Annotated in this window: 18 protein-coding genes; 1 reads left to right on the top strand and 17 read right to left on the bottom strand. The window is 57.4% G+C overall.

Annotated features, from left to right (window positions below):
- Positions 1-21 precede the first annotated feature (21 nt).
- The 10 genes from ACKTS9_RS07545 to ACKTS9_RS07500 all read right to left on the bottom strand — a co-directional run bounded on the left by ACKTS9_RS07545 (position 22) and on the right by ACKTS9_RS07500 (position 13,352).
- Entirely contained in the window at positions 22-2,019 is a 1,998-nt protein-coding gene (locus ACKTS9_RS07545) for an FAD-dependent oxidoreductase (RefSeq protein ID WP_349215155.1), read from the bottom strand.
- Between the two features lie 24 nt (positions 2,020-2,043).
- Positions 2,044-3,633 carry a PHB depolymerase family esterase gene (locus ACKTS9_RS07540; RefSeq protein ID WP_407879931.1) on the bottom strand — a complete coding sequence of 530 codons (1,590 nt, stop codon included), beginning with the start codon at positions 3,631-3,633 and terminating at the stop codon, positions 2,044-2,046.
- On the bottom strand, positions 3,627-5,288 hold the full coding sequence (locus ACKTS9_RS07535) for an alpha/beta hydrolase family esterase (RefSeq protein WP_407879929.1): 1,662 nt from the start codon (positions 5,286-5,288) through the stop codon (positions 3,627-3,629). The genes ACKTS9_RS07540 and ACKTS9_RS07535 overlap by 7 nt, the downstream gene beginning before the upstream one ends.
- Positions 5,289-5,356: 68 nt before the next feature.
- Positions 5,357-6,634: an SLC13 family permease gene (locus tag ACKTS9_RS07530; RefSeq protein ID WP_349215158.1), complete on the bottom strand. Its 1,278-nt coding sequence runs from the start codon at positions 6,632-6,634 to the stop codon at positions 5,357-5,359.
- A 64-nt stretch (positions 6,635-6,698) separates the two neighbouring features.
- A complete protein-coding gene (locus ACKTS9_RS07525; RefSeq protein ID WP_407879926.1) occupies positions 6,699-7,685 on the bottom strand; it encodes an alpha/beta fold hydrolase in 987 nt (328 codons plus the stop codon).
- A gap of 14 nt (positions 7,686-7,699) precedes the next feature.
- The gene (gene pdxA, locus ACKTS9_RS07520; RefSeq protein WP_407879924.1) at positions 7,700-8,791 is read right to left on the bottom strand and encodes a 4-hydroxythreonine-4-phosphate dehydrogenase PdxA; all 1,092 of its coding nucleotides are present in this window, start codon (positions 8,789-8,791) and stop codon (positions 7,700-7,702) included.
- A gap of 19 nt (positions 8,792-8,810) precedes the next feature.
- On the bottom strand, positions 8,811-9,719 hold the full coding sequence (dapA, locus tag ACKTS9_RS07515; RefSeq protein WP_407879922.1) for a 4-hydroxy-tetrahydrodipicolinate synthase: 909 nt from the start codon (positions 9,717-9,719) through the stop codon (positions 8,811-8,813).
- Positions 9,720-9,732: 13 nt separating this feature from the next.
- Positions 9,733-10,893, bottom strand: coding sequence for an iron-containing alcohol dehydrogenase (locus ACKTS9_RS07510; RefSeq protein ID WP_407879920.1), 1,161 nt, complete (start codon positions 10,891-10,893; stop codon positions 9,733-9,735).
- 16 nt (positions 10,894-10,909) lie between these two features.
- On the bottom strand, positions 10,910-12,070 hold the full coding sequence (locus ACKTS9_RS07505; RefSeq protein WP_349216691.1) for a sialidase family protein: 1,161 nt from the start codon (positions 12,068-12,070) through the stop codon (positions 10,910-10,912).
- Positions 12,071-12,095: 25 nt separating this feature from the next.
- Positions 12,096-13,352 carry a four-carbon acid sugar kinase family protein gene (locus ACKTS9_RS07500; RefSeq protein WP_407879917.1) on the bottom strand — a complete coding sequence of 419 codons (1,257 nt, stop codon included), beginning with the start codon at positions 13,350-13,352 and terminating at the stop codon, positions 12,096-12,098.
- A 482-nt stretch (positions 13,353-13,834) separates the two neighbouring features.
- Here ACKTS9_RS07500 and ACKTS9_RS07495 point away from each other — a divergent pair, with 482 nt between their 5' ends.
- On the top strand, positions 13,835-15,640 hold the full coding sequence (locus tag ACKTS9_RS07495; protein ID WP_349216693.1) for a PrpR N-terminal domain-containing protein: 1,806 nt from the start codon (positions 13,835-13,837) through the stop codon (positions 15,638-15,640).
- Between the two features lie 343 nt (positions 15,641-15,983).
- On the opposite strand, the gene ACKTS9_RS07490 is transcribed toward ACKTS9_RS07495, so the two are convergent.
- The 7 genes from ACKTS9_RS07490 to ACKTS9_RS07460 all read right to left on the bottom strand — a co-directional run bounded on the left by ACKTS9_RS07490 (position 15,984) and on the right by ACKTS9_RS07460 (position 22,255).
- Positions 15,984-17,201 (bottom strand): tyrosine-type recombinase/integrase, encoded by a 1,218-nt coding sequence (locus tag ACKTS9_RS07490; protein WP_055271143.1) that lies wholly within the window; start codon positions 17,199-17,201, stop codon positions 15,984-15,986.
- A gap of 91 nt (positions 17,202-17,292) precedes the next feature.
- Positions 17,293-17,496 carry an excisionase gene (locus ACKTS9_RS07485; RefSeq protein ID WP_055271141.1) on the bottom strand — a complete coding sequence of 68 codons (204 nt, stop codon included), beginning with the start codon at positions 17,494-17,496 and terminating at the stop codon, positions 17,293-17,295.
- The gene (locus ACKTS9_RS07480) at positions 17,496-18,047 is read right to left on the bottom strand and encodes a type II toxin-antitoxin system PemK/MazF family toxin (RefSeq protein ID WP_064786937.1); all 552 of its coding nucleotides are present in this window, start codon (positions 18,045-18,047) and stop codon (positions 17,496-17,498) included. Before ACKTS9_RS07480 ends, ACKTS9_RS07485 begins: the two co-directional genes overlap by 1 nt.
- Positions 18,048-18,670: 623 nt before the next feature.
- Entirely contained in the window at positions 18,671-19,120 is a 450-nt protein-coding gene (locus ACKTS9_RS07475) for an RNA polymerase sigma factor (protein ID WP_064786939.1), read from the bottom strand.
- Positions 19,121-19,692: 572 nt separating this feature from the next.
- Positions 19,693-20,100: a winged helix-turn-helix domain-containing protein gene (locus tag ACKTS9_RS07470; RefSeq protein WP_064786940.1), complete on the bottom strand. Its 408-nt coding sequence runs from the start codon at positions 20,098-20,100 to the stop codon at positions 19,693-19,695.
- 2 nt (positions 20,101-20,102) lie between these two features.
- The gene (locus ACKTS9_RS07465; protein WP_055271133.1) at positions 20,103-20,498 is read right to left on the bottom strand and encodes a metal-dependent transcriptional regulator; all 396 of its coding nucleotides are present in this window, start codon (positions 20,496-20,498) and stop codon (positions 20,103-20,105) included.
- 20 nt (positions 20,499-20,518) lie between these two features.
- Positions 20,519-22,255, bottom strand: a complete 1,737-nt coding sequence (locus tag ACKTS9_RS07460; protein WP_055271131.1) for an ABC transporter ATP-binding protein — start codon at positions 22,253-22,255, stop codon at positions 20,519-20,521.
- Positions 22,256-22,262: the final 7 nt, after the last annotated feature.

Below are 22,262 nucleotides of genomic sequence, written 5' to 3'. Positions count from 1 at the left end.
GTGGATGGGGCTTTTTTGGGTTTACAGATGATTGGCTACTTCAAAGGCGTCCCAAATGGCGTACATAATATTGGCCACTTTGCGTGCGTCGCCCACCAGATGCAGGTCCGCTACGTCAAATTCCAGCTGGTGATACAAATCGTTCTGCTCGCGGTATCCCACGCACAGGATCACGTCGTCCGCCAAAAGCGTCTGTTCGCCCTGCGGGGTCTGTACAAGCACCCGACCGTTTTCAAAGGAGCGGACCGAGGCATTGGTGACCACAGAGATTTTTTTGTAGGGCAGAAGCGCTTCCAGCATTTCGCTGTTGGCGTGGCACAGAGGACCGTTGACCGCCAGCGGTTTGCTCAGGGCCTCGGCCAGCGTGACGTCCTTGCCCTGCTCGCGCAGCCACAGCGTTGTTTCACAGCCTACAAGGCCCGCGCCCACGATTACCACGCGCTGGCCCACCGTGGCTTTTCCGGTCAGAACATCCGCGGCCGTGTGCACATGGGCGTCATCGCCCAGCGGGAACACCTTGGGCGTGCTTCCGGTGGCAACGATCACCGCGTCGTAACCGCCGGCCAGTACCTGCGCTTTGTCCACAGGATGATTCAGCGTTACGGGAACACGCAGGCGCTCCAGCTCCTGGGCGTACCAGGCGGCCAGCGCGCGGTCATCTTCCTTGAAGTCCGGGGTGCCGCCGGGAATCAGGTTGCCGCCCAGACGGTCGCCCGCTTCAAACAAATGCGGTTCGTGCCCGCGGATCGCCAGCACCCGGGCCGCTTCGCAGCCGGCTACGCCGCCGCCCACGATCAGAACTTTTTTGGGGCGGCAAACAGGGCGGTAGGCCATGTCCCGTTCCCGGCAGGCCTGGGGGTTTACCGCGCAGTTCAAAAGCGAATACTCCTGAATGCGGCCCATGCAGCCCTCGTGGCAGGAAAGACAGGGGCGGATGGTCCGGCGAAGGCCCGCCCGCAGTTTGTTTACATAGTCCGGGTCCGCCAGCAAAGGACGCCCCAGGCTGATGATGTCGCAGGTCCCGTCCGCAATGCAGGCCGAGGCCATGTCCGGGTCATCCATGCGGCCGGCCATGAGGATGGGAACGTTCACGGTCTCCTTCATCAGCTTGGCATACTTGCGGTACAGGCCTTTCTCCTGGTACATGGGGGGATGGTTCCACCACCAGGCGTCATAGGTGCCCACGTCCACATCCAGCGCGTCGTAGCCGTATTGGACCAGAAGCTTGGCCGCTTCCACGCCCTCGTCCAGATCGCGTCCCGCTTCCTGAAACTCCTCGCCGGGCAGCGCGCCTACACGCCAGTCCTTCATCATGCTCTTGGGACTGTAGCGCAGCGCCACGGGGAAGTCTTTCCCGCAGCGTTTTTTGATTTCTTCCACAATCTCCCGGGCGAAGCGCAGCCGGTTTTCCAGGCATCCGCCGTATTCATCGGTGCGATTGTTGAACAGGGAGATGGCAAACTGGTCGATCAGGTATCCTTCGTGCACAGCGTGAATCTCCACACCGTCAAACCCGGCGCGCTGAGCGTTGTAGGCGCCGTCGCCGAATTTTTTTACGATGTAATGAATCTCGTCCTTCGTCAGTTCCCGGCAGATCTTATCCAGCCAGCGGTGGGGGATGGGCGAGGGTGCCACCGGTGGAAATTCGCCCAGGTTGGTGGGAATGGTCACGCGGCCAAATCCGCCCGACATCTGCAAAAATACCTTGGCTCCGTAGGCGTGGATGCGCTCGGTCATCTCCCGGGCGGTGCGCACAAACTGCACCGGGTTGTAGGTGGAGCAGGGGCAGTTGGGCATGCCGTGCTGTTCCACTTCGTTTTCCACAAAGGTCACTCCGGTGATGATCAGACCGGTGCCACCTTTGGCGCGCTCGGTGTAATAATCAATGCCGCGCTGGTTGAAGCCGCCTTCGGCGTCGCCCAGTCCCAGAGGCCCCATAGGGGCCATGGCAAACCGGTTTTTGATCTGGCAGGAGCCGATCTGCACCGGCGTAAACAGATTTTTCCAATGTTCGTTCATATACATCCTCCTTGGTTGACAGAATCAGACCGGGTCAATTTGCAGGCTGCCGTCTGCACTGCGGGCAAAGCCCGCCAGAAAGCGCCAGGCCAGATAGGGCTGGCGCAGATCCACCGCATGGGGAAGGTCGGCCACTGAGACAAACCGGTAAAGGCACAAGCCTGTACCGTCACAGCAGTCGAAGACGGAAAAACGTCCGTCCGCGCCTTCGCGCCGGGTAGGCGCACTCAGATCCGGAACGGGAACGCCGTTGCGCCGGGCCCAGTAATCCCGGGTTCGCTCACCCGCCTCTGCCTGCCAGGTGTTGTCCCGGTCGCCGTGAAACTGAATGACCGGAAGCCGGGTATCCCGGTTTTGTGCTTGGGCCTGCCGCATCCATTCCATGCGGCGAGCCGTCAGGGCGAAGGGCTGGGTCTCACTCAGCTGCGGGCCGTCCCAGTAGGACGGAAACAGATAACCCGAAAAGGGCGCGATGGCGGCAAACAGTTCCGCATGCAGCATGCCCATGCACTGGGTCATCAGGCTGCCCATGGAAAATCCGGCGCAGTAGACACGTCCGGGGTCAATGGGATATTTATCCAGCAGGTAGCAATACAGCCGCAGCAGGTACTCTTCGTCGCTGGGGCGGCGCTCGTCGCAGCCCGCGTTCCAAACGGCATCGGCGCTGCAATGGGGATAGACCACATAAAATCCGTATTTGGCACCCAGCTCGTGCCAGCGGTTCTGTTCGGCACAATATTTGGCCGATGTGCCGCCACCATGCAGGGCAAACAGCAGCGGAAGCCGCTGCCCGGCCGGGTTTTGCGGAGCAAATTCATACCAGGTGTGGGCCATGCCGCCATTGTCGCCCAGAAATGTCTGGTTTTCAAAACAGGTCAGGCCCATCTCCTGTTCCGTGTATTTGCGGGTCACGGTGCCGTCGCCGCCGGTGGGCCAGCGCCGCAGCCCCAGAAACAGTGCGTCCCAGGCATCTGTGCACAAAGACTGCTCCGGCTTGCGAAAGCTGCGGAAGGGGAAGCCCGCCGCACGCGCAGCCCGGCCCATGGCGCGCTCCAGCCGGGGGTCGCAGTCCACCAGCCAGGCCGGCACCGGTGCGGCGCTTTCTCCAGAGAAAGCGGCCCCTTCCAGATAGACACCGGCCAACAGGCCGCCGTGGCGCAAAGCCATGCGGGCGGCCAGCGATGCGGCACGGCCGAATCCCGCCAGATAGACGCTGGTGCGGTGTACTTTGCATCCCAACAGGTATTGCTGCGTGGCCGTGGTCAGCCAGTGGATGGAGAAAGCATCTTCATCCGGGCCCCAGCCGGACACAGGGTTGGGCAGCAGAAGGACATAGTGGTCCCGCTCGGCCCGGTCGGCCCAGCCGGTGTGCTCCAGCAGTTCTGCGGCAGAGGCTTCGTCTGCACCGTCGCGCAGCACCACCACCCCGGAAGAGCAGGGGATCACCCCCGAGGCGGGCAGATACAGATACAGGCTTCGGCGATTGCCCTGCTCGTCTGTAATCGGGGCGTCCGGGTCCGGCACGCGCCGCAGCATGGCGTCAAATTCATTCAGACATCCGGGTGCGGGTTTGCCTTTGCAAAGCTCGATGTGTTTCAGCCGACCTTTCAGCATGATGCACCCTCCGCTTCCCACAAAACGTGTTTTTCACCCGCCGGGCGGCGGAAACCATGCAAAAATTCCCAGCACGCGCGGCTCTGTTCGGTAATGGCGCCGTGGGGCATGTCCTTCATCACGGTGTAGCCTACGCGCACCTCGCCGTTCTGTCCCCGGTAGACCAGTGTGGTGAACCGGCTGCCCTGCCGGTAGCCCCGTTCCGGAGTGTACCAGTTGTCTCCGGTGCGGATCTCATCCGGCGCAAAGCGGGTGGTCAGCCCCTGCGCAGGCCGCAGGGCGCAGCCGTTGACCTTCAAAAGCGGTTCCAGCTGTTCGTCCACATCCACGACGGCAGCAGGATCGTTGTCACCCACGGTGACCCAGTAGGGAAGTTCAAAGCCCGACGCTTCCAAAGAGGGGGCCACCGCGTCGTCCATGACCACGTCCGGCACGTGCACCGGCGCGTTGAAGGGGGCGATGGCGGCAAACCACTCCGGGTGCAGCGTGCCCACCTCCCGGGTGATGGAACCGCCGTTGGAAAAGCCCGTGAGGTACACCCGCGTGCGGTCCAGACCGTAGCACTGGCACAGATGGTCGATCAGCGCGCCGAAGGCGTCGGCGTCCCGGCCTGCCTGCCAGATGTTACCCGGAGAGTCCGGCGCGGCCAGCACAAAGGCGCGGGTCTCGTCAGCCAGTGTATCCCAGCCGTTTTTCTCGGCAAACAGCCAGGCGGGTTCGCCGCGGCCGTGCACGGTGAAAACCAGCGGAAGGCCGCGCACCTGTTCTTTGCTCATGCCCTGGGGCAGATGCACAGCACAGGCATATTCCAGGCAATTGACTGTGACAGAAGTCTTTTCAAAGCGGCCGTTGGAATAGAAATCCGGACGGCCGGAGATGCGCGCCAGCGTTCCGTCCGGGCCGTTTTTCCAGCGGATCACATGGTCGAACAGACCGTTGAGAATGGCCAGCGCCAAAGCGGGTCCCTGCGGGCAGGGACCGTCGGAAACCAGCAGCTGGGCAGCGGTGGTGCCATCGGCGGCATAGCGCAGTGCTGGAATACCGCCCACCTGACACGGGGTCGGGCGCTTTGGATCGAACCCGTTGACTTCGGCGTAATGGCGCACCGCAGCGGCTGTGCCTTCCGGCGGGACATCCAGCAGCCACAGACAGGCGGGAATGTCATCGTTACAGGAATGGTAGCCTTCGCTGACGTGCTTCACCAGCCAGTGGTCCGAAGGGCGGCGTCCCGCGCTGTAATCCGCAGCCGCACCACCCACAAGGGCCGCGGCCGCAAACCGATTGGGGGCCGCGGCGGCGCAGCGCCCGGCGAAAGCGGCGCCCTCACCGTAACCTACCCAATACACCATGGTCTCCCAGCACCACAGCATTCCACGCCGTCCCAGAAGGCTTTTGCCGCAGCGGCTGGCAAATCGGTTGCGCACCTGGTCAAAGAGCTGGCCGGGCAGAGTGTCCGGCTCGGCCTGCCAGCCCTGGGGCGCAACGGGTACGATCAGTACGGCGCCGTCGTATTCCGCCAAAGCCTGCCAGCCGGATGTCCGGGCGAAGCGGGCTGCACCCTGCAGGGTGGCGGCATCCTGCTGGGGCGCAAAAACAAAAATCGTCCGGGCGGGATCATAGCAGGCCCGGGTGGACACATAGGCGTAATATTCCATTTCGGTCTCCTCCTATTATAAAAAGGGGCCGGAGCCCGTGTCAAAGGGCTCCGGCACGGCGGGGTTCATTACATGGGGAACGCGACCATGGCGCCGATGGCCAAAGCGAGAATTTGAATGAAATACATGGGCAGCGCAAATTTGAAGAACTGGGACAGTTTGTATTTGCCCATGCCCAGGATCATGGCGGGCAGGCCGTCGATGGGCAGGAAGCCGCCGCCCCAGGCCGCCGCGGTCATGGCAGCTGCCAGGCCGGTGGGATTCAGGCCCAGGCTCATGCAGGTGGCGATGCCGATGGGCGCAAAGATGAACAGTGCGCCGATGCTGGCGCCGGTCAAAGTGGCGCATGCGCTGGTCAGCAGGCAGAACACCAGCACCAGAACAAAGGGGTTGACGTTGCCGCCCATGGCGTTGGCGACCGCCTCGCCCACCATGGCGGTGAAGCCGGTGTCAGCCAGAGCACCTGCGACGCCGATGACGCTGGCCATCATCAGAATCAGCGGAGAGAAGACGTTGGCGCGCACTTCCTTGAAGTTGAACACGCCGATCAGGCACAGGAACGCGGTGGCAAGGCAGGGCAGGATATAGCCGGCCTGGCCCAGGGTATCCAGCAGGAACATGGCGGCCACGGATACCAGGAACGCGCCGTAGGTGCAGTACTCTTTCCATTTGGGCAATGCGGGAGCGGCACTTTCTTCGTTCTCAGAGATGGAGTTGGCACCCTGAGACACGTCGTGATCCGGCAAAAAGCGATAGGCGATCAGCGCCCAGAGCAGGTAGCCGACGGACATGATGAACATCATAATGGAGAACTGCGCCATGGAAATGGTGTTTTCATAGTTGGAGCTTTCCAGCAGGGAGCTGGCCAGTCCCATGAAGAATGCGACGCTGACCGGGATCAGAGCGCGGCCGGTGGCGAAGCCCAGCGGCATCAGCAGCTTGGAGTTGGGCAGGTTTTTGTTGTAGGGGATGGAAGCCACAATGGTCAGAACCAGCATGTAATAACCGGTGGTGTTGCCCATTACGCTGGCGCCCAGCATAACAACAATCAGAAGCAGTACGTATGCCTTGAAACCGCCCTTGCCGGCCAGATCGGAAAGCAGGGATTTGATCCGGCTCATCAGGCTGGTCTTCTGCAGGCCGGCCATCACCGCCATAAAGCCGGCGATCATGATGACGTTGGAGTCGACAAAGCCGCAAAAAGCGCGTTCAATGGTGGAAACGCCCGTAAGTACCATCAGGCAGCACGCGACGAGCGGCGGTGCGCCAAAGGAAAATTTGTCGGACATGATCATGACGATCATGAGAACGACGATTGCCAAAGCGATAGTCATTTGGATGGTCATGCGAAAAACTCCTCTCTCATTTTATGTCAGCGCCCACAGCGCAGTACATCCGGAAGATACACGGTTACAGCCGGTCCGTCAGGAACCGGTAAGCGAACTGGTCCACCTGCTCGCCCAGAGAGGGGCCGTGTCCGCCGAAGGAATAGGAGACAAAGGTCGCATCCGCACCCGCGGCCAGCAACGCTTTGTAAAGCGCTTCGCTCTGAGACAGGGGAACGATGGGGTCCCGACCGCCGTGGAACAGGCAGATGGGCGGGTTGTCCGCAGAGGCATAATGAATGGGGCTGCACTGGCGCGTCAGTTCAATGAAATGCCAGTCGGGATCGGTGGGGTCGCCGCGCTCCAGCACGGATGCCAGAGACTGCATGGTGCGGCCCGGCCCGGTATAACCCACGATCAGCGCAGGCACAATGCCCGCCTTGTCGTTGCCCACGTTTTCGATCTCGGTGCCGGTCAGGTCCTTGGGTTCGCCGGTCAGGTTGGCGGCAGCTTCCCGCAGGGACTGCTCCAGATCGGCCGGGGTGTAGAACAGGCACGCAGCCCGTACGGAACTGGACTGGTCCAGGTTTCCGCCCACGGTTCCTTCCAGTTCGGGGTGTCCAGCGCTCATGGCCACCATGGCAGCCAGGTGCGCCCCGGCAGAATTGCCCAGTACGCCGATGCGCTGGGGATCGATGTGATACTGCGCGGCATGGGCTTTCAAAAAGCGGATCACCGCTTTGCTGTCATGAATGCATGCAGGGAAAACGGCCTGGCTCACCAGACGATAGTCCGGGCACACGATGGTGTAGCCCTGTTTGGTCAGCCGCACAAGGTCACGGCAGTAAACGGCTTTCTGGGTTTTCTGCTTGTACTCGCCCCACATCCAGCCGCCGCCGAAATAGTAGACGATGCAGGGGCCGGGTTCGGTCTGCTGTGCATCCTGATAAATGTCCAGGCGCAGGGTGTAGGCTTCACCGTTGTCCAGCGTAGTTTCGGCATAGACCACATCTTCAAAGCGGGGCGGCTGTTCCGGCGGGCACAGGGGTTTGACTTTCGGTGGAATGTACAAGATGTTCTCCTCCCTTATTTTTCGGATTCGTTTTGAGGCGCGCTTCCCAGTGCCATGCGCACCGCGTAATCAATGGCGTTCACCAGGCTCAGTTCGTTGCTGGTGCCTTTGCCCGCTAGGGCAAAGCCGGTTCCGTGGTCCACGCTGGTTCGAATGATGGGCAGGCCCAGCGTGACGTTCACGCCCTCCACTGCCTTCCAGCTTTTGGCCTCCCGATCGTAGACAAAGCCCACGGTTTTCAGAGGAATGTGTCCCTGGTCGTGGTACATGCACACCACGATGTCGTACCATCCGCCCAGTGCTTCCGAAAACACGCTGTCCGGCGGACAGGGGCCGATGGCGTCGATTCCTTCGGCGCGGGCCGCCTCAATGGCGGGTTTGATCTCTTCAATCTCCTCGGTGCCGAACAACCCGTTTTCGCCGCAGTGGGGGTTCAGCCCGGCCACCGCTACCCGGGGCGATGCAATGCCCATGTCCCGGCAGGCTTTGTGAGCAATTTCGATCACTTCCAGCACCCGGGCTTTTTTGACCCGGTCACAGGCTTCCCGCAACGAGCAGTGGGTGGAAACGTGTACCACCCGCAAGTCGTGATGGGCCAGCATCATGGTGTATTTTTTGGTGTGTGTGTAAGTGGCGTAGATCTCGGTGTGTCCGTCAAAGTGTGTGTACCCGTCCGAGTTGGCGCCGCCGGCCGCCTCAAGGGCCTTGTTCATGGCCTCTTTGTTCAGCGCATTGGTGCACGTGGCGTCCACCTCGCCGGCCATGGCCAGTTCAATGACTTTGCGAACGCACTGGAAGGCGGCGTTTCCGCCCTCAATGCTGACCTGGCCGATGGCAAAGCGGGCCGGGTCCCGGATCAGGTCCAGGTGAAGCACGTCGATCACACCGGGTGTGAACTGTGCGTCGGCTACCTTCTGGCAACGGTGTACGCGCATGTCCGGCCGGCCGACAAAGCCTGCGGCCTGCTCGATCATTTTTGCGTCTCCCACGACGATGGGCCGGCACCGGTCGTACAGCTCCGCGTGGGCCAGTGCCTTTACAGTGATTTCAGGGCCGTTGCCCGCAGGGTCGCCCATGGTGATTCCGATGATGGGTTTCTGATTCATGTTGCTCCGCCTTTCCCAATCAGTGCATTCCTTTTTCTGCGTTCTCCGCCAGAACTTTTTTCAGCGCCTCGATGCCCTCTTCCGGCACATAGTTGAAGGGAGCGCGGCAGGGGCCCACGTTGTAGCCCAGCAGGGCCACAGCTGTTTTTACAATGGTGTTGGGGTTGCCGTATTTGAAACAGGCGCGGAAAGAAGCGATACTGGCATTGGCCGCGATGGCCTCGTCCACTTTGCCCTGCACAAACAGATTGTAGATGGACGCCATCGTGTGGGGATAGACGTTGGCGCAGCCCGCAATACCGCCGGTGCCGCCCGCCAGCAGCGTCCAGATGATCAGCTGGTCGTTGCCGGACAGCACGCTGAAACGGCCGTTGGTTTTTGTTTTGCCCGCGTCGATGTAGGCCAGAAGGTTGGCAAAGTTGCCGCTGGAGTCCTTGGCTCCCACAATGTTTTCGATCTGGGCAAGCCGCGCCACCGTGGCAGGTGCCAGGGCGTTGCCGGTGCGGGCGGGAATGTTGTACAAAACAATGGGCATGTCCACCGCCTCGGCTACGGTCGCGTAATGGCGGTACAACTCCTCTTGGCTGGCCGCTGCGAAACTGGGTGTAATGATGGACAGAACGTCGGCTCCGGCACGCTGCGCCATGCGGCTCTGCTCGATGGTCTCACGGGTGGAGATGCAGCCCGTTCCAGCGTATACCGGCACCCGGCCGGCCGCTTGTTCGATCACGGTCTCCAGTACCAGCTGTTTTTCCGCTGCGGTGAGAATATATCCTTCGCCGTTGGTGCCGAAGGGAAACAGGGCGTGGCAGCCGTTTTCAATCATGCGGTCCACCTGCGCACGCAGCTCGGTGGTATTGACTGTTTCATCGGGGTTCATGGGCGTGAGGATCGGGGGGATGATGCCTTTGATTTCAACTTGTTTCATGATGGGTTCCTCCTCACAAAATCTGACGGTACAGCGCCCGTGCATCATCGGCGGTGACAGGCCGCGGATTGTTTACCAGCAGGCGCTGCACCTGCATGCCGGCCTCTACCAGAGCTTCCAGATCTCCGGCCGGAACGCCGAAGCTCTCCAGGCTGGTGGGAATGTCCAGATGGCGTACAATGTGCTCCAGCCGCGCAATGACCCAGGCCGATTTTTCCTCGGCAGTCTTCAGGGCGCTGCCGTCGTGGCAGCAGTGGTCGTACACCAGAGCAAACCGTTCCCGGCAGGCGGGCTCATTGAAGCGCATCACCGGCGCCAGAAGAATCGCGTTGGAAACGCCGTGGGCGATGTGGTATTTGCCGCCCAGCGGATAGCTCAGCGCATGAACAGCCGTGGTGCCTGACGCAGTAATGGCGAGGCCGCCGTAGTAAGCGGCGATCTGCATGCGGTTTTTCTCTTCCATGGCTTCGGGGTCGTCGCAGGCTTTTTCGATGTTGTTCAAAATCAGGTCCAGGCCTTCCAGAGCATAGAGATCGCTGAAGGGATTGGCCTTGTTGGAAGTAAAACATTCGATGCAGTGGGCCAAAGCGTCCACACCGGTGGCCGCCGCAATGGAGCGGGGAAGATTTTTAATCATCCGCGCGTCCAGAATGACGTAATCGGCGATCATATTTTCATTGACAATGCCTACTTTCAGCGCGCGCTCGGGCACGGCCACAATGGCGTTGGGCGTAACTTCGGCCCCTGTGCCGGCGGTAGTGGGAATCAGAAGGATGGGCACACATTTTTTGGCGCGGCCCGGCTGATCCAGCAGCTCCTTGACGCCGTACTCATCGGTGACCAGCACGCTGGCCAGCTTGGCTGCGTCCATTACGCTGCCGCCGCCACAGGCCACAATGAAATCGGCGCCGCTGTGCTTGAACTGGTCCACCATGTTCTGCACGTCGGTGTAACTGGGTTCGGCGGGAAGATCATCCAACACATCGTAGGGAATGCCAGCGGCCTGGACGGCGGCTTCGGGCAGGGCGAACAGCCCGCATTGTTCAATGCCTTTGTCGGTGAACAGGGCCACCCGGCGAGCGCCGCAGGTGCGCAGAATGGCGGTGATGTTGTCCATGGCGTTCTCTCCGCCGTATACGGCGTGAGGCATTTTCAGATTGTAAGAGGTGAGCATAAAAATCTCCTTTCGTTCAGCGGCTTTGGGCGGCGGTAGGATTGTACAGGCCCACGCGCTCGCGCTTGGCACCCATGACGTCCGCTTCGGTGAAACGCATGTATTTGATGCCTTTGCGCGTGTGCGCGGCATAGGCCAGATGCAGCGCGCCGTCTGTGGACTGCATCAGGTACGGGTATTCATACTGCTGATTGTTGGTGCGGTTTTCCTCGCCCATGAAGCCTTCGCCCCGCTCCATCCAGCGAATCAGGGGAAAGGTCTTTCCGCCGTCCTCGGACAGAGCCACGGACACCGGGCAGCGCAGACCGGGCCATGCGGCCTTGCCGGGCACAGGGTCCGGGGTGCAGGTGGGGTTGCAGGCGATGGCAATGCGCCCGCTGTTCAGACGAAGGGCGCTGATGGAAGAGTTGTTGTTGGGAATGGGCGTGGCCGTCGGTGCAGACCAGCTGTCACCCCAGTCAAACGATTCAGAGCGGTAGATGAAATCCGCTTCCCGGCTGCGCATAAAGGCCGCCAGGTGCCCGTTGTCCAGCTCCACCACATTGGCGTGAACGCGGCCCCGGCTTTGGGGCATCTCCACCTGGCGCCAGGTTTTGCCCTGATCGTCGGAGATCTGGAACACCGTGGGGTCTCCGGACAGCCCTTCTGCCGAGTCGGTGCACAACCAGTTGGCGAAGATCCAGCGGCCGTTGTGCAGCACCTGAATGGGCTGCCGGCAGAAACTGCCTTCCCGGGGAAATACGGTTTCATAAGCGCTCCAGGTCCGGCCGCCGTCGGTGCTTTTCTGGCAGCGGATCTGGGAAGTGAACTGCATGTTGTCCTTGCCGGCCTGTCGGTCCAGCTGCGCGGTGTACATGCACCATACAGCACCGTCGGGACCGAAAAACAGTGAGGGATTCTGTTCACTGCGGGCGGGGTCGCCGGAGACTTCCACCGGGGCCTCCCAGGCGAGCGCACCCTTGGGCAGGCGGGAGCAGACAATGTGAATGTCGGCGCTGCCTTCGTAGGTGCCTGCAAACCAGCAGCAGAGCAAATCGCCGTTGGGAAGTTCCAGCATGGCAGGGGCGTGGGCCGTGGGGTAGCCGCCCGTGGGCAGCAGAGCCTCGTCCGTATTCATGAGCGGGTTATGATAAACGGCGCCGTCCCATGCGAGGGTCGGCAGTGTGGGATAGGTCATAGTCGTTCCTCCTTGGTATGAGCGGTCAGCGTTGCGCCGCCAGGAAATCAGTCAGATGTAACAGCAGGTCCGGGGGACCGAAGCCGCCGGATTTGGAAATGACAAAGCGCGGGCTGCCGTCCAGTACAAAGCGGGAGAGCACCACGCCGCTGGCCAGTTCCCCCAGAGGCTGCAGCTCCGTGACGCCGATCTGGTGCATACACTGCAGCAGCGTATCGCCACCGGTGATCAACAGCGTGCCTTCCACTTCTCCCAGTTTTTTCAGCACACGTCCCAGCGAGCGGGAGACTCGCGTCCGAATGTCGCAGCAGCTCCAGCCGTGCCGGGCAGCGTAGGCATCGGTGGCGGCGCTTCCGTCCACTCCGTTGCTGTCCAGAATGCAGTGGCCGCCCGCTGCCATGATCCGGGTCCACTCTTCCAGTTGAAGGCGTCCCGGTTCGGTATCCCAATAATTCGGCTCCAGCTTCTGCTCGGCGGTCATGCGCAGATGCGTGAATCCCGCGCGTTCTGCGGCATCCAGCTGTGCCAGCGTAATGGGGTTCACGCTTCCGCACAGAACCAGAAGGCGTTTGTCCAAGAGGGGAAGTGCGGGCGGATGTCCGTCGCCCAGCTTCAGCAAATCGGGCAGAACCGCCGCAAATCCGGCACAGCCGGCCATCACCTTCAGCCGGCCCGCATCCAGCAAACGCTGGCCGGCAGTGCGCAGCTGCATTTCTGTCTGCGCATCAAAAATCAAAATTCCCTCTTGCGAAGGAAGGGGACCGGCTGTCTCCAACGGCGGAAAAGAGTGCGCGGGCACATCACTTTGCTGTGCAATCAGCTCTGTCACCCGAGATTCGGTCACCGGCTCGAAGGGGTCTGCGCCGAAAACGCTTTGTGCCACCGGAACGCCGTCAATATAATGCACGCCGTCTACCGTCTGCCGGTTCATGCCGGGCAGCGCCGGAAAGAAAAACAACTGCCGGACACCGGATGCTTCCAGTGCGGCGCTGAGTTCGGCGCCGATGTTTCCCCGCAGGGCCGAGTCGGTTTTTTTATAAATGTAGGGGATGTTTCTCTCCACGCCCTGCGCCACAATGCGGGCCACGATTTCGTGCGCCTGCAGGGAGGGCAGATGGCGTGTTTCCGCATCCATGACCAGAACTTCCACATCGGTGTCAATTCCGCGCAGATCTGCCCCGGCATCCGTCACCACAAGCGTGCGTGCACCATGACGCGCCAGCTGAACGCCGGTGTCCAGCGCGCCGGTAAAATCATCTGCAATCATCAGTAAGCGGAGCATGTTCTCATCCTCTCTCGGGCGTTTTTCATCGTCTTCATTGTAGCAGGTACGTCGAGCGGTTTGACAGGCCAGGAAAATCAAAAACTGATTCAAAATGATACATATTTTTGATTTTTTAAAAAATATTTTTAAAAGTATGTTTGAAAATAAAACGGTTTACGAGTCGGATGACGAATATTGTTTTATTATGACACGTTGTGCGCATAAAAAGATTAGATTTTTATGCAAAATGTCAGGCACATGCTCGAAACGGTAAAAAATGTATCGCAGCTTGGCAGCTTTGAGTGAACCCGTTAATTTGCTCAAAATACTATCCGAATAGTTTATTAATATAAGAATAAAACAAATTGTCCAGGAACTGACTGTATCAAATTGCTTCTTGATTGTGACCACGGCATGGATGAAAGGAAAGGCTCATCGACAAAACTGATTCATTTTGCTACAATGAAGAAAATGTTATTTGACTGTTGGGAGGAAAAGTGATGGGTGCCGCTGCTGAACCGCTGCGAATTTTGGGAATCGCCCCCTATGAGGGCATGCTGGATGCAATGCGCCGAACGGCGGAAAATCTGCCGGACGTGGAACTGGACGTTTATACAGGAGATTTGCAGCAGGGTGCGGATATTGTGCGCCGCACGGTGGATGCAGGGTACGACGCAATCATTTCCCGCGGCGGAACAGCCACCCTGATTCGGGAGACGACCGATTTGCCGGTGATTTCCATTCAGCTGTCCGTTTATGATGTGCTGCGGACCATTCGGCTGGCGCAGAGTTACTCCAATCTGTATGCCATCGTCGGTTTTCCGGACATCACAGAGGCTGCCCATACGCTCTGCGATTTGCTGCGGTATGAGCTGGACATTCTCACGGTCCACAGCACGGAGGAAGTGGAGACCACTTTACAGCGTCTGCAGAAGGGCGGATATCGTATGGTGATCGGCGATATGGTCACACACACCATTGCCCGCCGCATGGGATTTGATGCTTTTTTGATCACATCCGGGGCGGAGAGCCTTCACACCGCATTGGAACAGGCCGTGGAGCAGGGAAGAAACTCCCGCCGGATGCGGCGGGAAAATCAGCTTTTGCGCCGCATTGCCCAGCCTGAAAAGGGATTTGTTGTGGTATTGCGCGCCGACGGAACATATTATTATGCAGCACCGCGGGAACCGGACCACGAACTGGGCGCGCTTTTGCACGCGCGCATGCGCGAGATTCCCCGCACCGGTGCGCTTCATTTTTATCACTGGGCGGGTGGTTTGCTGTACCGCATCAGCGCCGAACGGCTGACGCTGAACCGTGAAGAAATGTTTTTGTTCCGCTGCAATCCCTCGCAGATCCCGCTGCGTTCCGAGAGAACCGGCATCCGAACACTGAATCAGGCGGAGTGCAGCCAGCTGTTCATGAGCAGTTTTTACAGCATCAGCGGCGCGATGGGGGAACTGGAGCCCCGACTGAATGCCATTGCCGAGGCGCGCCAGCCCATCATGATTGTAGGCGAAACGGGAACCGGAAAGCAGCAGATTGCGCGGGCTCTGTATCTGCGAGGTTCGCGGCGCAACGAACCCTTTGTGGAGGTAGACTGTGCCCTGGCGGATGAAAAAAGCTGGGACTTTCTGCTCAACCATGCCGCATCTCCCTTGAATGATATGGGCGGGACTGTGTATTTTCAGCATCTGGACGCACTGTCGGACCGAAGGGCAGCAACACTTTTATCCCAGATCATTGAGACGGACCTGGCCCGGCGGGAACGGCTGATTTTCTCCTGCTCCTGTGCCGAGGGTACGCCGCTTTCGCCCACCGGGCAGGACTTTGTGAACCGGGTGGGCTGCCTGTCGCTGCGTCTGCCGGCGTTGCGCACCCGTGCGGACGAAATTCCCTCGTTGGCCAGCTTGTACCTGGGCAGCCTGAATCAGGAGCTGGGCAGAGAGCTGATCGGGTTTACACCGCACGCCACGGAATTGCTGATCCGTTATCGCTGGCCCAACAATTATACGCAGTTCAAACAGGTCCTGCTGGAGCTTGCCACGCTGGCCACCTCTTCGTACATTCGGGGAAGCTCTGTGGCGGAACTGCTGGATAAGCAGCGCGCGCTGTGTGCACCCGGAACGCCCGCCGGCGGAACGGATCATCGCACGCTGGACCAGATCACACTGGATGCGGTGCGTGCGGCAGTGGCTGCAAACAACGGGAATCATTCCGCCGCTGCGCGGCAGTTGGGAATCAGCCGTTCCACGCTGTGGCGCCTTCTTAAAAATGTAAAGGAGCCGCTCGCACCCGATTTATGAACTGCACATAGAAAAAATAAATTTTGAGAGGAAAAACAATTCTAAAATATGCGATGGAGCGATCGATCCATCGTAACTCATACTTTGGATGGATTTACAGGGTGAAAAATCCATGATAAAATAAGCTGAATTTCATTTTGCGGCGTCTTTGCATAAATTTTAATTTAATCTCGAAACAATTTTTAGACCTAACCCTATGTAACTCGGCAAATGGCGGCAAAGCCTGTATTTATGGGCTTTTTCGCCATTTGCTTTATGGGAGAACAATACGCATATAGTGGCAAGTCCCGGCATGAAATTGCCGCTAAAAGTAGTAGAGGGGTAGTAAACCTGGCCTTTACTACTACGCAGCTATTGAGGCTGGCGCTGCCTTTTCAGCCTCGATACGCTCCATCTCGGCCTTGGCCGATTCAAAGGACGCATGGGCGTAATAGCCTAATGTCATGGTGATGTTCGCATGGCCCATGATGTACTGCAAGGCTTTGGGGTTCATACCGGCATTGGCCATCCTCGTACAGAAATTATGCCGGAAAGTGTGGGCTGTGATTTTGGGAAGCTGCTCCTTATGGAGCTTGTTATACTTCTTCACAAGCCCTTTAATCATGGCATTGTAGTTGGCCGCCGTCTTGGGTAAACCGTCCCGGTTGAGGAACAGGAAATCCGTGTAGCCATCCACCGTGATCGTCTCCACCTTGCCGCGCCGTTTGAGTATGCGCCGGAAGGCTTCGTAGGCTTTCTCGCTCATGTGGAGCTGCCGGACGCCGCTTTTGGTTTTCGGCGTTTCAATATAGAAGCCTATTTCAGCGTCGCGCAAAAGCTGGTGGTCTACCAGGATGGCACGGTTTTTGAAATCCAGGTGAGTGGTGAAACCGCAAAGCTCTGAAATCCGCACACCCGTCTCTGAGAGGATGATGAGTTCATCCGCATACTTGGAATAAACCGGGTCGCCCTGTGCAAAGGCAATGAGGCTTTCTTCCTGTTCTGGGGTAAGGATGATTTTTTCCTCCCGGTCATCCTCAATCACCGTGTTCATGGCAAACCGGAAAGGATTTTTTCGGATGTAGTTGTCCTCCACCGCCGTGTAAAAGGCCGCCAGCAAGGAGCGCTGGTGGTTTTTTATGGTCTGGTAGCTGTACCCTTTCTCGCTCATGCGGATGGCCCAGGCTTTGGCGTCGGACGGCTTCACATCTTCAATGCTTTGGGAACCGAGGGGATCGTCACCCAGCAGCTTCAGAAAGTTTTTTCGGGCCTTTTCGGTGCCGTACTTGACATTCTTTTTCAATGCGGTGTGCTTGGCGTAGAGCTGGCATACCGTTATCTTTTTGCCAATGGTGTCGATCCCGTCGTCTATATCCCTGCGGATTTCCTTTTCTTTCTCCCGCAGGGATTTATCATCCCGCTTGCCCGCAGGCGTTTTGTCTGTGGGCACCAGTTTCCAGGCATAGACAAATTGGGGCTTCCCGTATGCGTCCGTGTACTTAAATGCGTATCTCCCGTCTTTTCTCTGGCTCTCTCCGGTTCTTAAAATGCGGCCTCTGTTATCGCGCCGTTTTTCTGACATAGTATGCAGCTCCTTTCCGCCCCGGAATGAGCCTTGATACGAGATACATCCATATTATACCGCAATCACGGCCCGGTGCAAATGTGCGATTTCAGATCACATCGAGAGAGTCTATTACCTTTTCAAACTGACGGCGTTTGATTTGGACACGGTTGCCGTTCATAATGAGCCAGCTTGCGTCCGGGTTTTCCTCCGCCAGCTTTCGGAGTTTCTTTTCCCCAATACGGAAATAACGGGCTGCCTCCTCAATGGTTAAGGTATATTTTTCCCAGATAGGAACGTCCGGGTAATTCATCATCGCAGCCCTCCTTTTCCATTGTCGTGCCCATTCCGGCGCACAACCTCATAGTCAAAGCCGGGCCGCTGACCGCAGTAGGTGCAGATGTCCTTTTCCACCCGTTCGGGGTGAACCCTGCGCAAATAATAAGAGCCTGTGCCGTAGAAATTATTGGCACAGGCCGGGCAAAGGCACATGATTAAGTTTTCGGGAACTTCCTCAATCAGCCCCACGCTGACCGCCAGGGCGTGGTTGATTTTGCGGATATGCTTTTCCTCCAGACGTCCAATGTACGCGCCCAGCCGTTTCTTGTCAATCGTGCGGAGCTGTTCCAAAAGAACGAGAGAAGGCAGTTCCAGCCCGTTTTCCGCCTGGAGAAGATAGTGGGTGGGCAGCTTGGCCTTGGCGTCCACTTTGCTGGAAATGGCCGCCACAATGACGGTGGGGCTGTATTTGTTCCCCGTGTTGTTCTGAAGAATAAGGACGGGGCGATAGCCTTCCTGCTCGGAGCCGATTCCCCGGCCCAGATCGGCATAGTACATATCGCCGCGCAGATATGTCCTGTTCATGTCTTATGACCTCCCTTTGAAAAATTAGGCGGCATGGGCCGCCTATGTAGAGGCCGCGCAGCAGAACAGAATGAAGGCCGGGGAGAGATAAAACCATTCTCCTGTTTTCATTGGCCCGTCCTGCTGTACGGCCCGTATTTCAAAGGTGCTCCTATTTGTCCTCGACGCCCCGAAGCACCGGGTGGGAAGTCATCAAACGGCTGGCGGCTGGCCAGCTCCACGGGGAATCTCACCCCTCGCGTGGTTCTCACGCAACCGCCCCCATTGCCTGCGACGGATCACGGCAAAATAGAGCCGCTTCAACGCTCGGACGTTAGGCTGGACGGGAGTATCATTGTCCCCGCTGCCGGTCATGGCCGTACCGGGAGCCATCCGGTACTGACAGCCTGCTGTTTCTCGCTCCTTGCTGGGAAGAACAAACCAAAGACCTGCATTTTCTTTTTCGGTGGTGTCTCGTTGTTTTCTTCCGGCAGATCGCCGCGCAGCAGCCGCCTGGGCTTTGGCTTTCGCCAAAGCAGCGGGAATGTGCCTGATGAATGGGTATGCAGTTGTCAAAGTTCCGGGAGAGATAAAAAAGACCTCTCACTCTATTTGCCGTTGAGTGAGAGGTCTAACAACCCTATTTACTCAAAAAAGTTTTTCAGCTTTTTGAGTATCCGGTTTTTCCGCTTGTGGACGGCCTGCTGGGAAACGCCCAGGCCCTTTGCCACTTCGCTTTCTGTTTTCTCGTCAAAGAACAGGGCACAAATGAAATCCCGTTCTTCTTTGGTAAGCTGCATAAGCGCGGTATGTAGCTTGTCCACCGCAAGTTTTCGGATCACTACATCCTCCACGCTCTCCGCAGCAGCGGCAAACTGGCGGGCATTTTCTTCCATGAGCCTGTCCAGGGAATCCTCCCGACTGGGGAGAACCTGTTTGATTTCGCCGTTGCTGCCGTAAACCGGGCGCTCGCTTTTCAGATCCGCCTCAAAGTAGCGCATTTTTCGGTCGCCCCGCATATAAGCGGTATATACTTCGTCCGTGACCTCGACAAATTGGCCGCGAACCCATATTTTCTTTTTACCAGCGTCCACGCTGTGTACCTCCGTTTCGTCTGAATTTCGGGAAGAAATCCAGACGGACGGCGGCCCCCTGCAACGCGGCTGGCTTGTCCTAACGGGAAATAACAGAAATCTGCATTTCCCGACATAGAAAAAGCGCGCACACCTTCTGGTGTACGCGCTCGGCTGTTGGCTTTTGGCGGATGGTGGGTAAGGCCCAGGGAAAAGGAAAAAGCCTGTCGAACAAAAAAATACCGCAATCCCCTTGAGGACTGCGGTATGTAGGAAATGCGGATTTAATCCGGCGCGGGGCGGGCAGGCCCCCGGCTTTTTCTTTTCTGGCTCCATGTGCTATCCCCTTATGGGGATAAGCTGACAGACATCACCACCTTTCCCCAAACTAAAATGTTAATAGGGGTAGTATAATAGGTGAAATACAAATAAAATGAGCAAAAAACGCAAATGGAACACAATTCGGTCGCAAGTTCAGACAATATGCGGCGGGAAAATCTCATAAAAAATCGGCATTTGCAAGGTTTTGGCGAGTTGGAGTGAAAACAGACAGGAAAAAGCAGCAGCCTAAACCGTTAGACTGCTGCTTTATACTAAGAATGAACCTCGAAGCGATACCCCACATCCCGGATACAGGAAATCACAAACGGTGGTTTGGGATATACGGCATATAATTTCTGCCGCATACTGCGGACATGGCTGCCCACCGCGATATTTTCATTGCCAAAGGGTTCTTCCTTCCAGACTTTTTCATACATCTGTCCGTAGGTAAGTACCCGCCCTTTATTGGTCACTAATAGGCAGAGCAGGGCGAACTCCTTGGTATTCAGCTCAATTTCCTGCTGGCCGTGATAGATTTTTCGGCGGTCTGGGTAGATTTGCAGACCGGGAAGGGACAGGATCGGCTCCGGGTCAATCTCCCACATTTTCAAATCCGGGTGGAACTGTAAAAAGGTAAGAAAATCCTCAAATGTCCTTTTGTCTTTATCCTCCAGCTCCATAATCACGACTCGTCCGATGGTATCACCTCCCGGCTGCTTGGCCAGGCGGCTTCTCTCAATTTCTTATAGCTCGTTTCACTGATGACGTGTTCCAGTTTGCAAGCGTCCTGTGCTGCAATATCCTGGGGTACACCAGCCTCGATGAGCTGCCTGGTGAAAAACTGGTGCTTTTCGTAAATCTGTTTTGCGGCCTTTTGACCATTATGTGTTAAGGAAAGCGTACCATCAGCCTCTTTTAGAAGGTAGCCCATTTTTGATAATTCCTTAACTGCCCGGCTTACAGAAGGCTTTGTAACACCCAAATACACAGCTATATCAACGCCACGAACACTACCATGCTTTTGATGAAGGATAAGTACAGCTTCAAGATAATCCTCCATAGATGATGTCAAGGCCAATGGCGCACCTCCTTTCCAAATTACTGCGCAAGTTTCCAGCCTATGGCCTCCTGTCTGGCCGATACAAAATCGGCATACAGGCCCTTTTGCTGAATCAGTTCTGCATGAGTACCGCGCTGGACAATATGAGCGTTGTCTAACACAAGGATTTGGTCAGCATTCCGAACGGTTTTCAAGCGATGCGCAATCATAATAATGGTCTTGTCGTGGGTCAATGCTTCGATAGCCCGCTGCAATTCATCCTCATTCTCGGGGTCAACGCTGCTTGTCGCCTCGTCTAAAATGATAATTGGTGCATTTTTCAGCATGGCGCGGGCGATAGAAATCCGCTGCTTCTCGCCGCCGGACAAAGTGCCGCCGCCCTCGCCAATCACGGTGTCATAGCCCTCCGGCAGAGCAGAAATAAAGTCATGGCAGCAAGCCTTCTTCGCTGCCTCAACCACTTGTTCATGGGAGGCGTCCGGACAGCCAAACTTGATATTGTTCTCAATCGTATCTGCAAAGAGGTACACGCTCTGGAACACCATCGAGATATTCTTCATCAGGCTGTCCAGCTTGAAATCCCGTATATCCGTACCGCCAATGGTAATCTTCCCGGCGTTCACATCCCAAAAACGGGCAATCAGGTTGCACATCGTTGTCTTACCTGCCCCGGAAGGACCGACAATGGCCGTAGTTGTTTTTTCGGGAATGGTGAAGCTGACCTGATCCAATATCTTGCGGTCTGCGTAGGAAAAATCCACCTTGTCAAACACAATCTCGCTGGACTTCGGCGTAATGTCAGCGCCTTTTTCGTCCATCACCGGCGTGTCATCAATGGAGTTTGCCGTATCCATCGAGGCCGCCAGCATTTGCAGCAGAGAGGCCATATTCCCGGCGTTCTCCAAATCGTTGAACACCATGAAAGAAGCAATCACCAAAATCAGGCCGTAGGCCAGCGGCAGGGAGCCGTCCAGCCAGAACCAGACTGAGGCCAAAAGCAGCATGACGCTGAACACCCGAACAACGGCCTGTTTGATAGCGTCATAGGGAACACTGGCCTTTGTCAGTTTCAAATTGTCCCGGCAGCTTGCCTTAATTGCACTGCCGATAGACTGTGTGCTGTCCCGTTCCAGCCCAAATGCTTTGACAATCCCCATGCCCTGAATATACTCCAACACGGACTCCACAAGGGACTCCTGTGTGTGCTGGCGTACCCCGCTGAGTGCGACAGATTTGCGAAGCGCCAGTTCCGCCGCCGCAAGGTAAATCAGGACACCGGCAGCGGCCACAAGACCGATCCGCCAGTCGAATATCAGCAGGACGATGACAAGGGCAACCGAGTTGAAAAATCCACCCAGCACCGACACCAGGACACGGGCCGCCGAGTTCTCTACATCGCCCAAAGTTGTTGTGACAATGGCGGTAATGTTCCCAATACTATTCTTGTTGAAGTAGCCCATCGGGATGTAGCGCAGCCGATCTCCGATGTGGATACGCTTTTCCGCCACCATGCAATAGCCGGTTTCCGTCTGCTCCATCGTGGAGAAATAGGTCGTAATGATACGCCCAATGAGGGAAACGGTCATAATTCCCAGCGAAATCCAGATAAACTTTCCGTCCCGGTTGTCAGATACCAGCGCGCCGATCACCACAAAAAGGGCGGCAAACTGCATAGCTGAAAACAGCCCGGACAGGAATGAAAATAACAGGGATTTTTTCAGCAGCCCCTTTTTGCTGCCTGCAAAAGCAAAGATTTTTTTCAATGTTCCATACATCTGACAA

Source organism: Owariibacterium komagatae (genome assembly GCF_045865535.1).
Classification (GTDB): domain Bacteria; phylum Bacillota; class Clostridia; order Oscillospirales; family Ruminococcaceae; genus Ruthenibacterium; species Ruthenibacterium komagatae.
The sequence above is the reverse complement of the archived record's forward strand: the minus strand, read 5'-3'. Positions and strand labels throughout refer to the sequence as shown.

Bases quoted from the DNA above. Each gene is read 5' to 3' on its own strand.
- ACKTS9_RS07480 (WP_064786937.1), bottom strand. From the start codon at position 18,047: ATGAACAGGACATATCTGCGCGGCGATATGTACTATGCCGATCTGGGC.
- ACKTS9_RS07495 (WP_349216693.1), top strand. From the start codon at position 13,835: ATGGGTGCCGCTGCTGAACCGCTGCGAATTTTGGGAATCGCCCCCTAT.
- pdxA (WP_407879924.1), bottom strand. From the start codon at position 8,791: ATGAATCAGAAACCCATCATCGGAATCACCATGGGCGACCCTGCGGGC.
- ACKTS9_RS07545 (WP_349215155.1), bottom strand. From the start codon at position 2,019: ATGAACGAACATTGGAAAAATCTGTTTACGCCGGTGCAGATCGGCTCC.
- ACKTS9_RS07535 (WP_407879929.1), bottom strand. From the start codon at position 5,288: ATGGAATATTACGCCTATGTGTCCACCCGGGCCTGCTATGATCCCGCC.
- dapA (WP_407879922.1), bottom strand. From the start codon at position 9,719: ATGAAACAAGTTGAAATCAAAGGCATCATCCCCCCGATCCTCACGCCC.
- ACKTS9_RS07490 (WP_055271143.1), bottom strand. From the start codon at position 17,201: ATGTCAGAAAAACGGCGCGATAACAGAGGCCGCATTTTAAGAACCGGA.
- ACKTS9_RS07460 (WP_055271131.1), bottom strand. From the start codon at position 22,255: ATGTATGGAACATTGAAAAAAATCTTTGCTTTTGCAGGCAGCAAAAAG.
- ACKTS9_RS07470 (WP_064786940.1), bottom strand. From the start codon at position 20,100: ATGGAGCTGGAGGATAAAGACAAAAGGACATTTGAGGATTTTCTTACC.
- ACKTS9_RS07500 (WP_407879917.1), bottom strand. From the start codon at position 13,352: ATGCTCCGCTTACTGATGATTGCAGATGATTTTACCGGCGCGCTGGAC.
- ACKTS9_RS07530 (WP_349215158.1), bottom strand. From the start codon at position 6,634: ATGACCATCCAAATGACTATCGCTTTGGCAATCGTCGTTCTCATGATC.
- ACKTS9_RS07540 (WP_407879931.1), bottom strand. From the start codon at position 3,633: ATGCTGAAAGGTCGGCTGAAACACATCGAGCTTTGCAAAGGCAAACCC.
- ACKTS9_RS07505 (WP_349216691.1), bottom strand. From the start codon at position 12,070: ATGACCTATCCCACACTGCCGACCCTCGCATGGGACGGCGCCGTTTAT.
- ACKTS9_RS07510 (WP_407879920.1), bottom strand. From the start codon at position 10,893: ATGCTCACCTCTTACAATCTGAAAATGCCTCACGCCGTATACGGCGGA.
- ACKTS9_RS07485 (WP_055271141.1), bottom strand. From the start codon at position 17,496: ATGAATTACCCGGACGTTCCTATCTGGGAAAAATATACCTTAACCATT.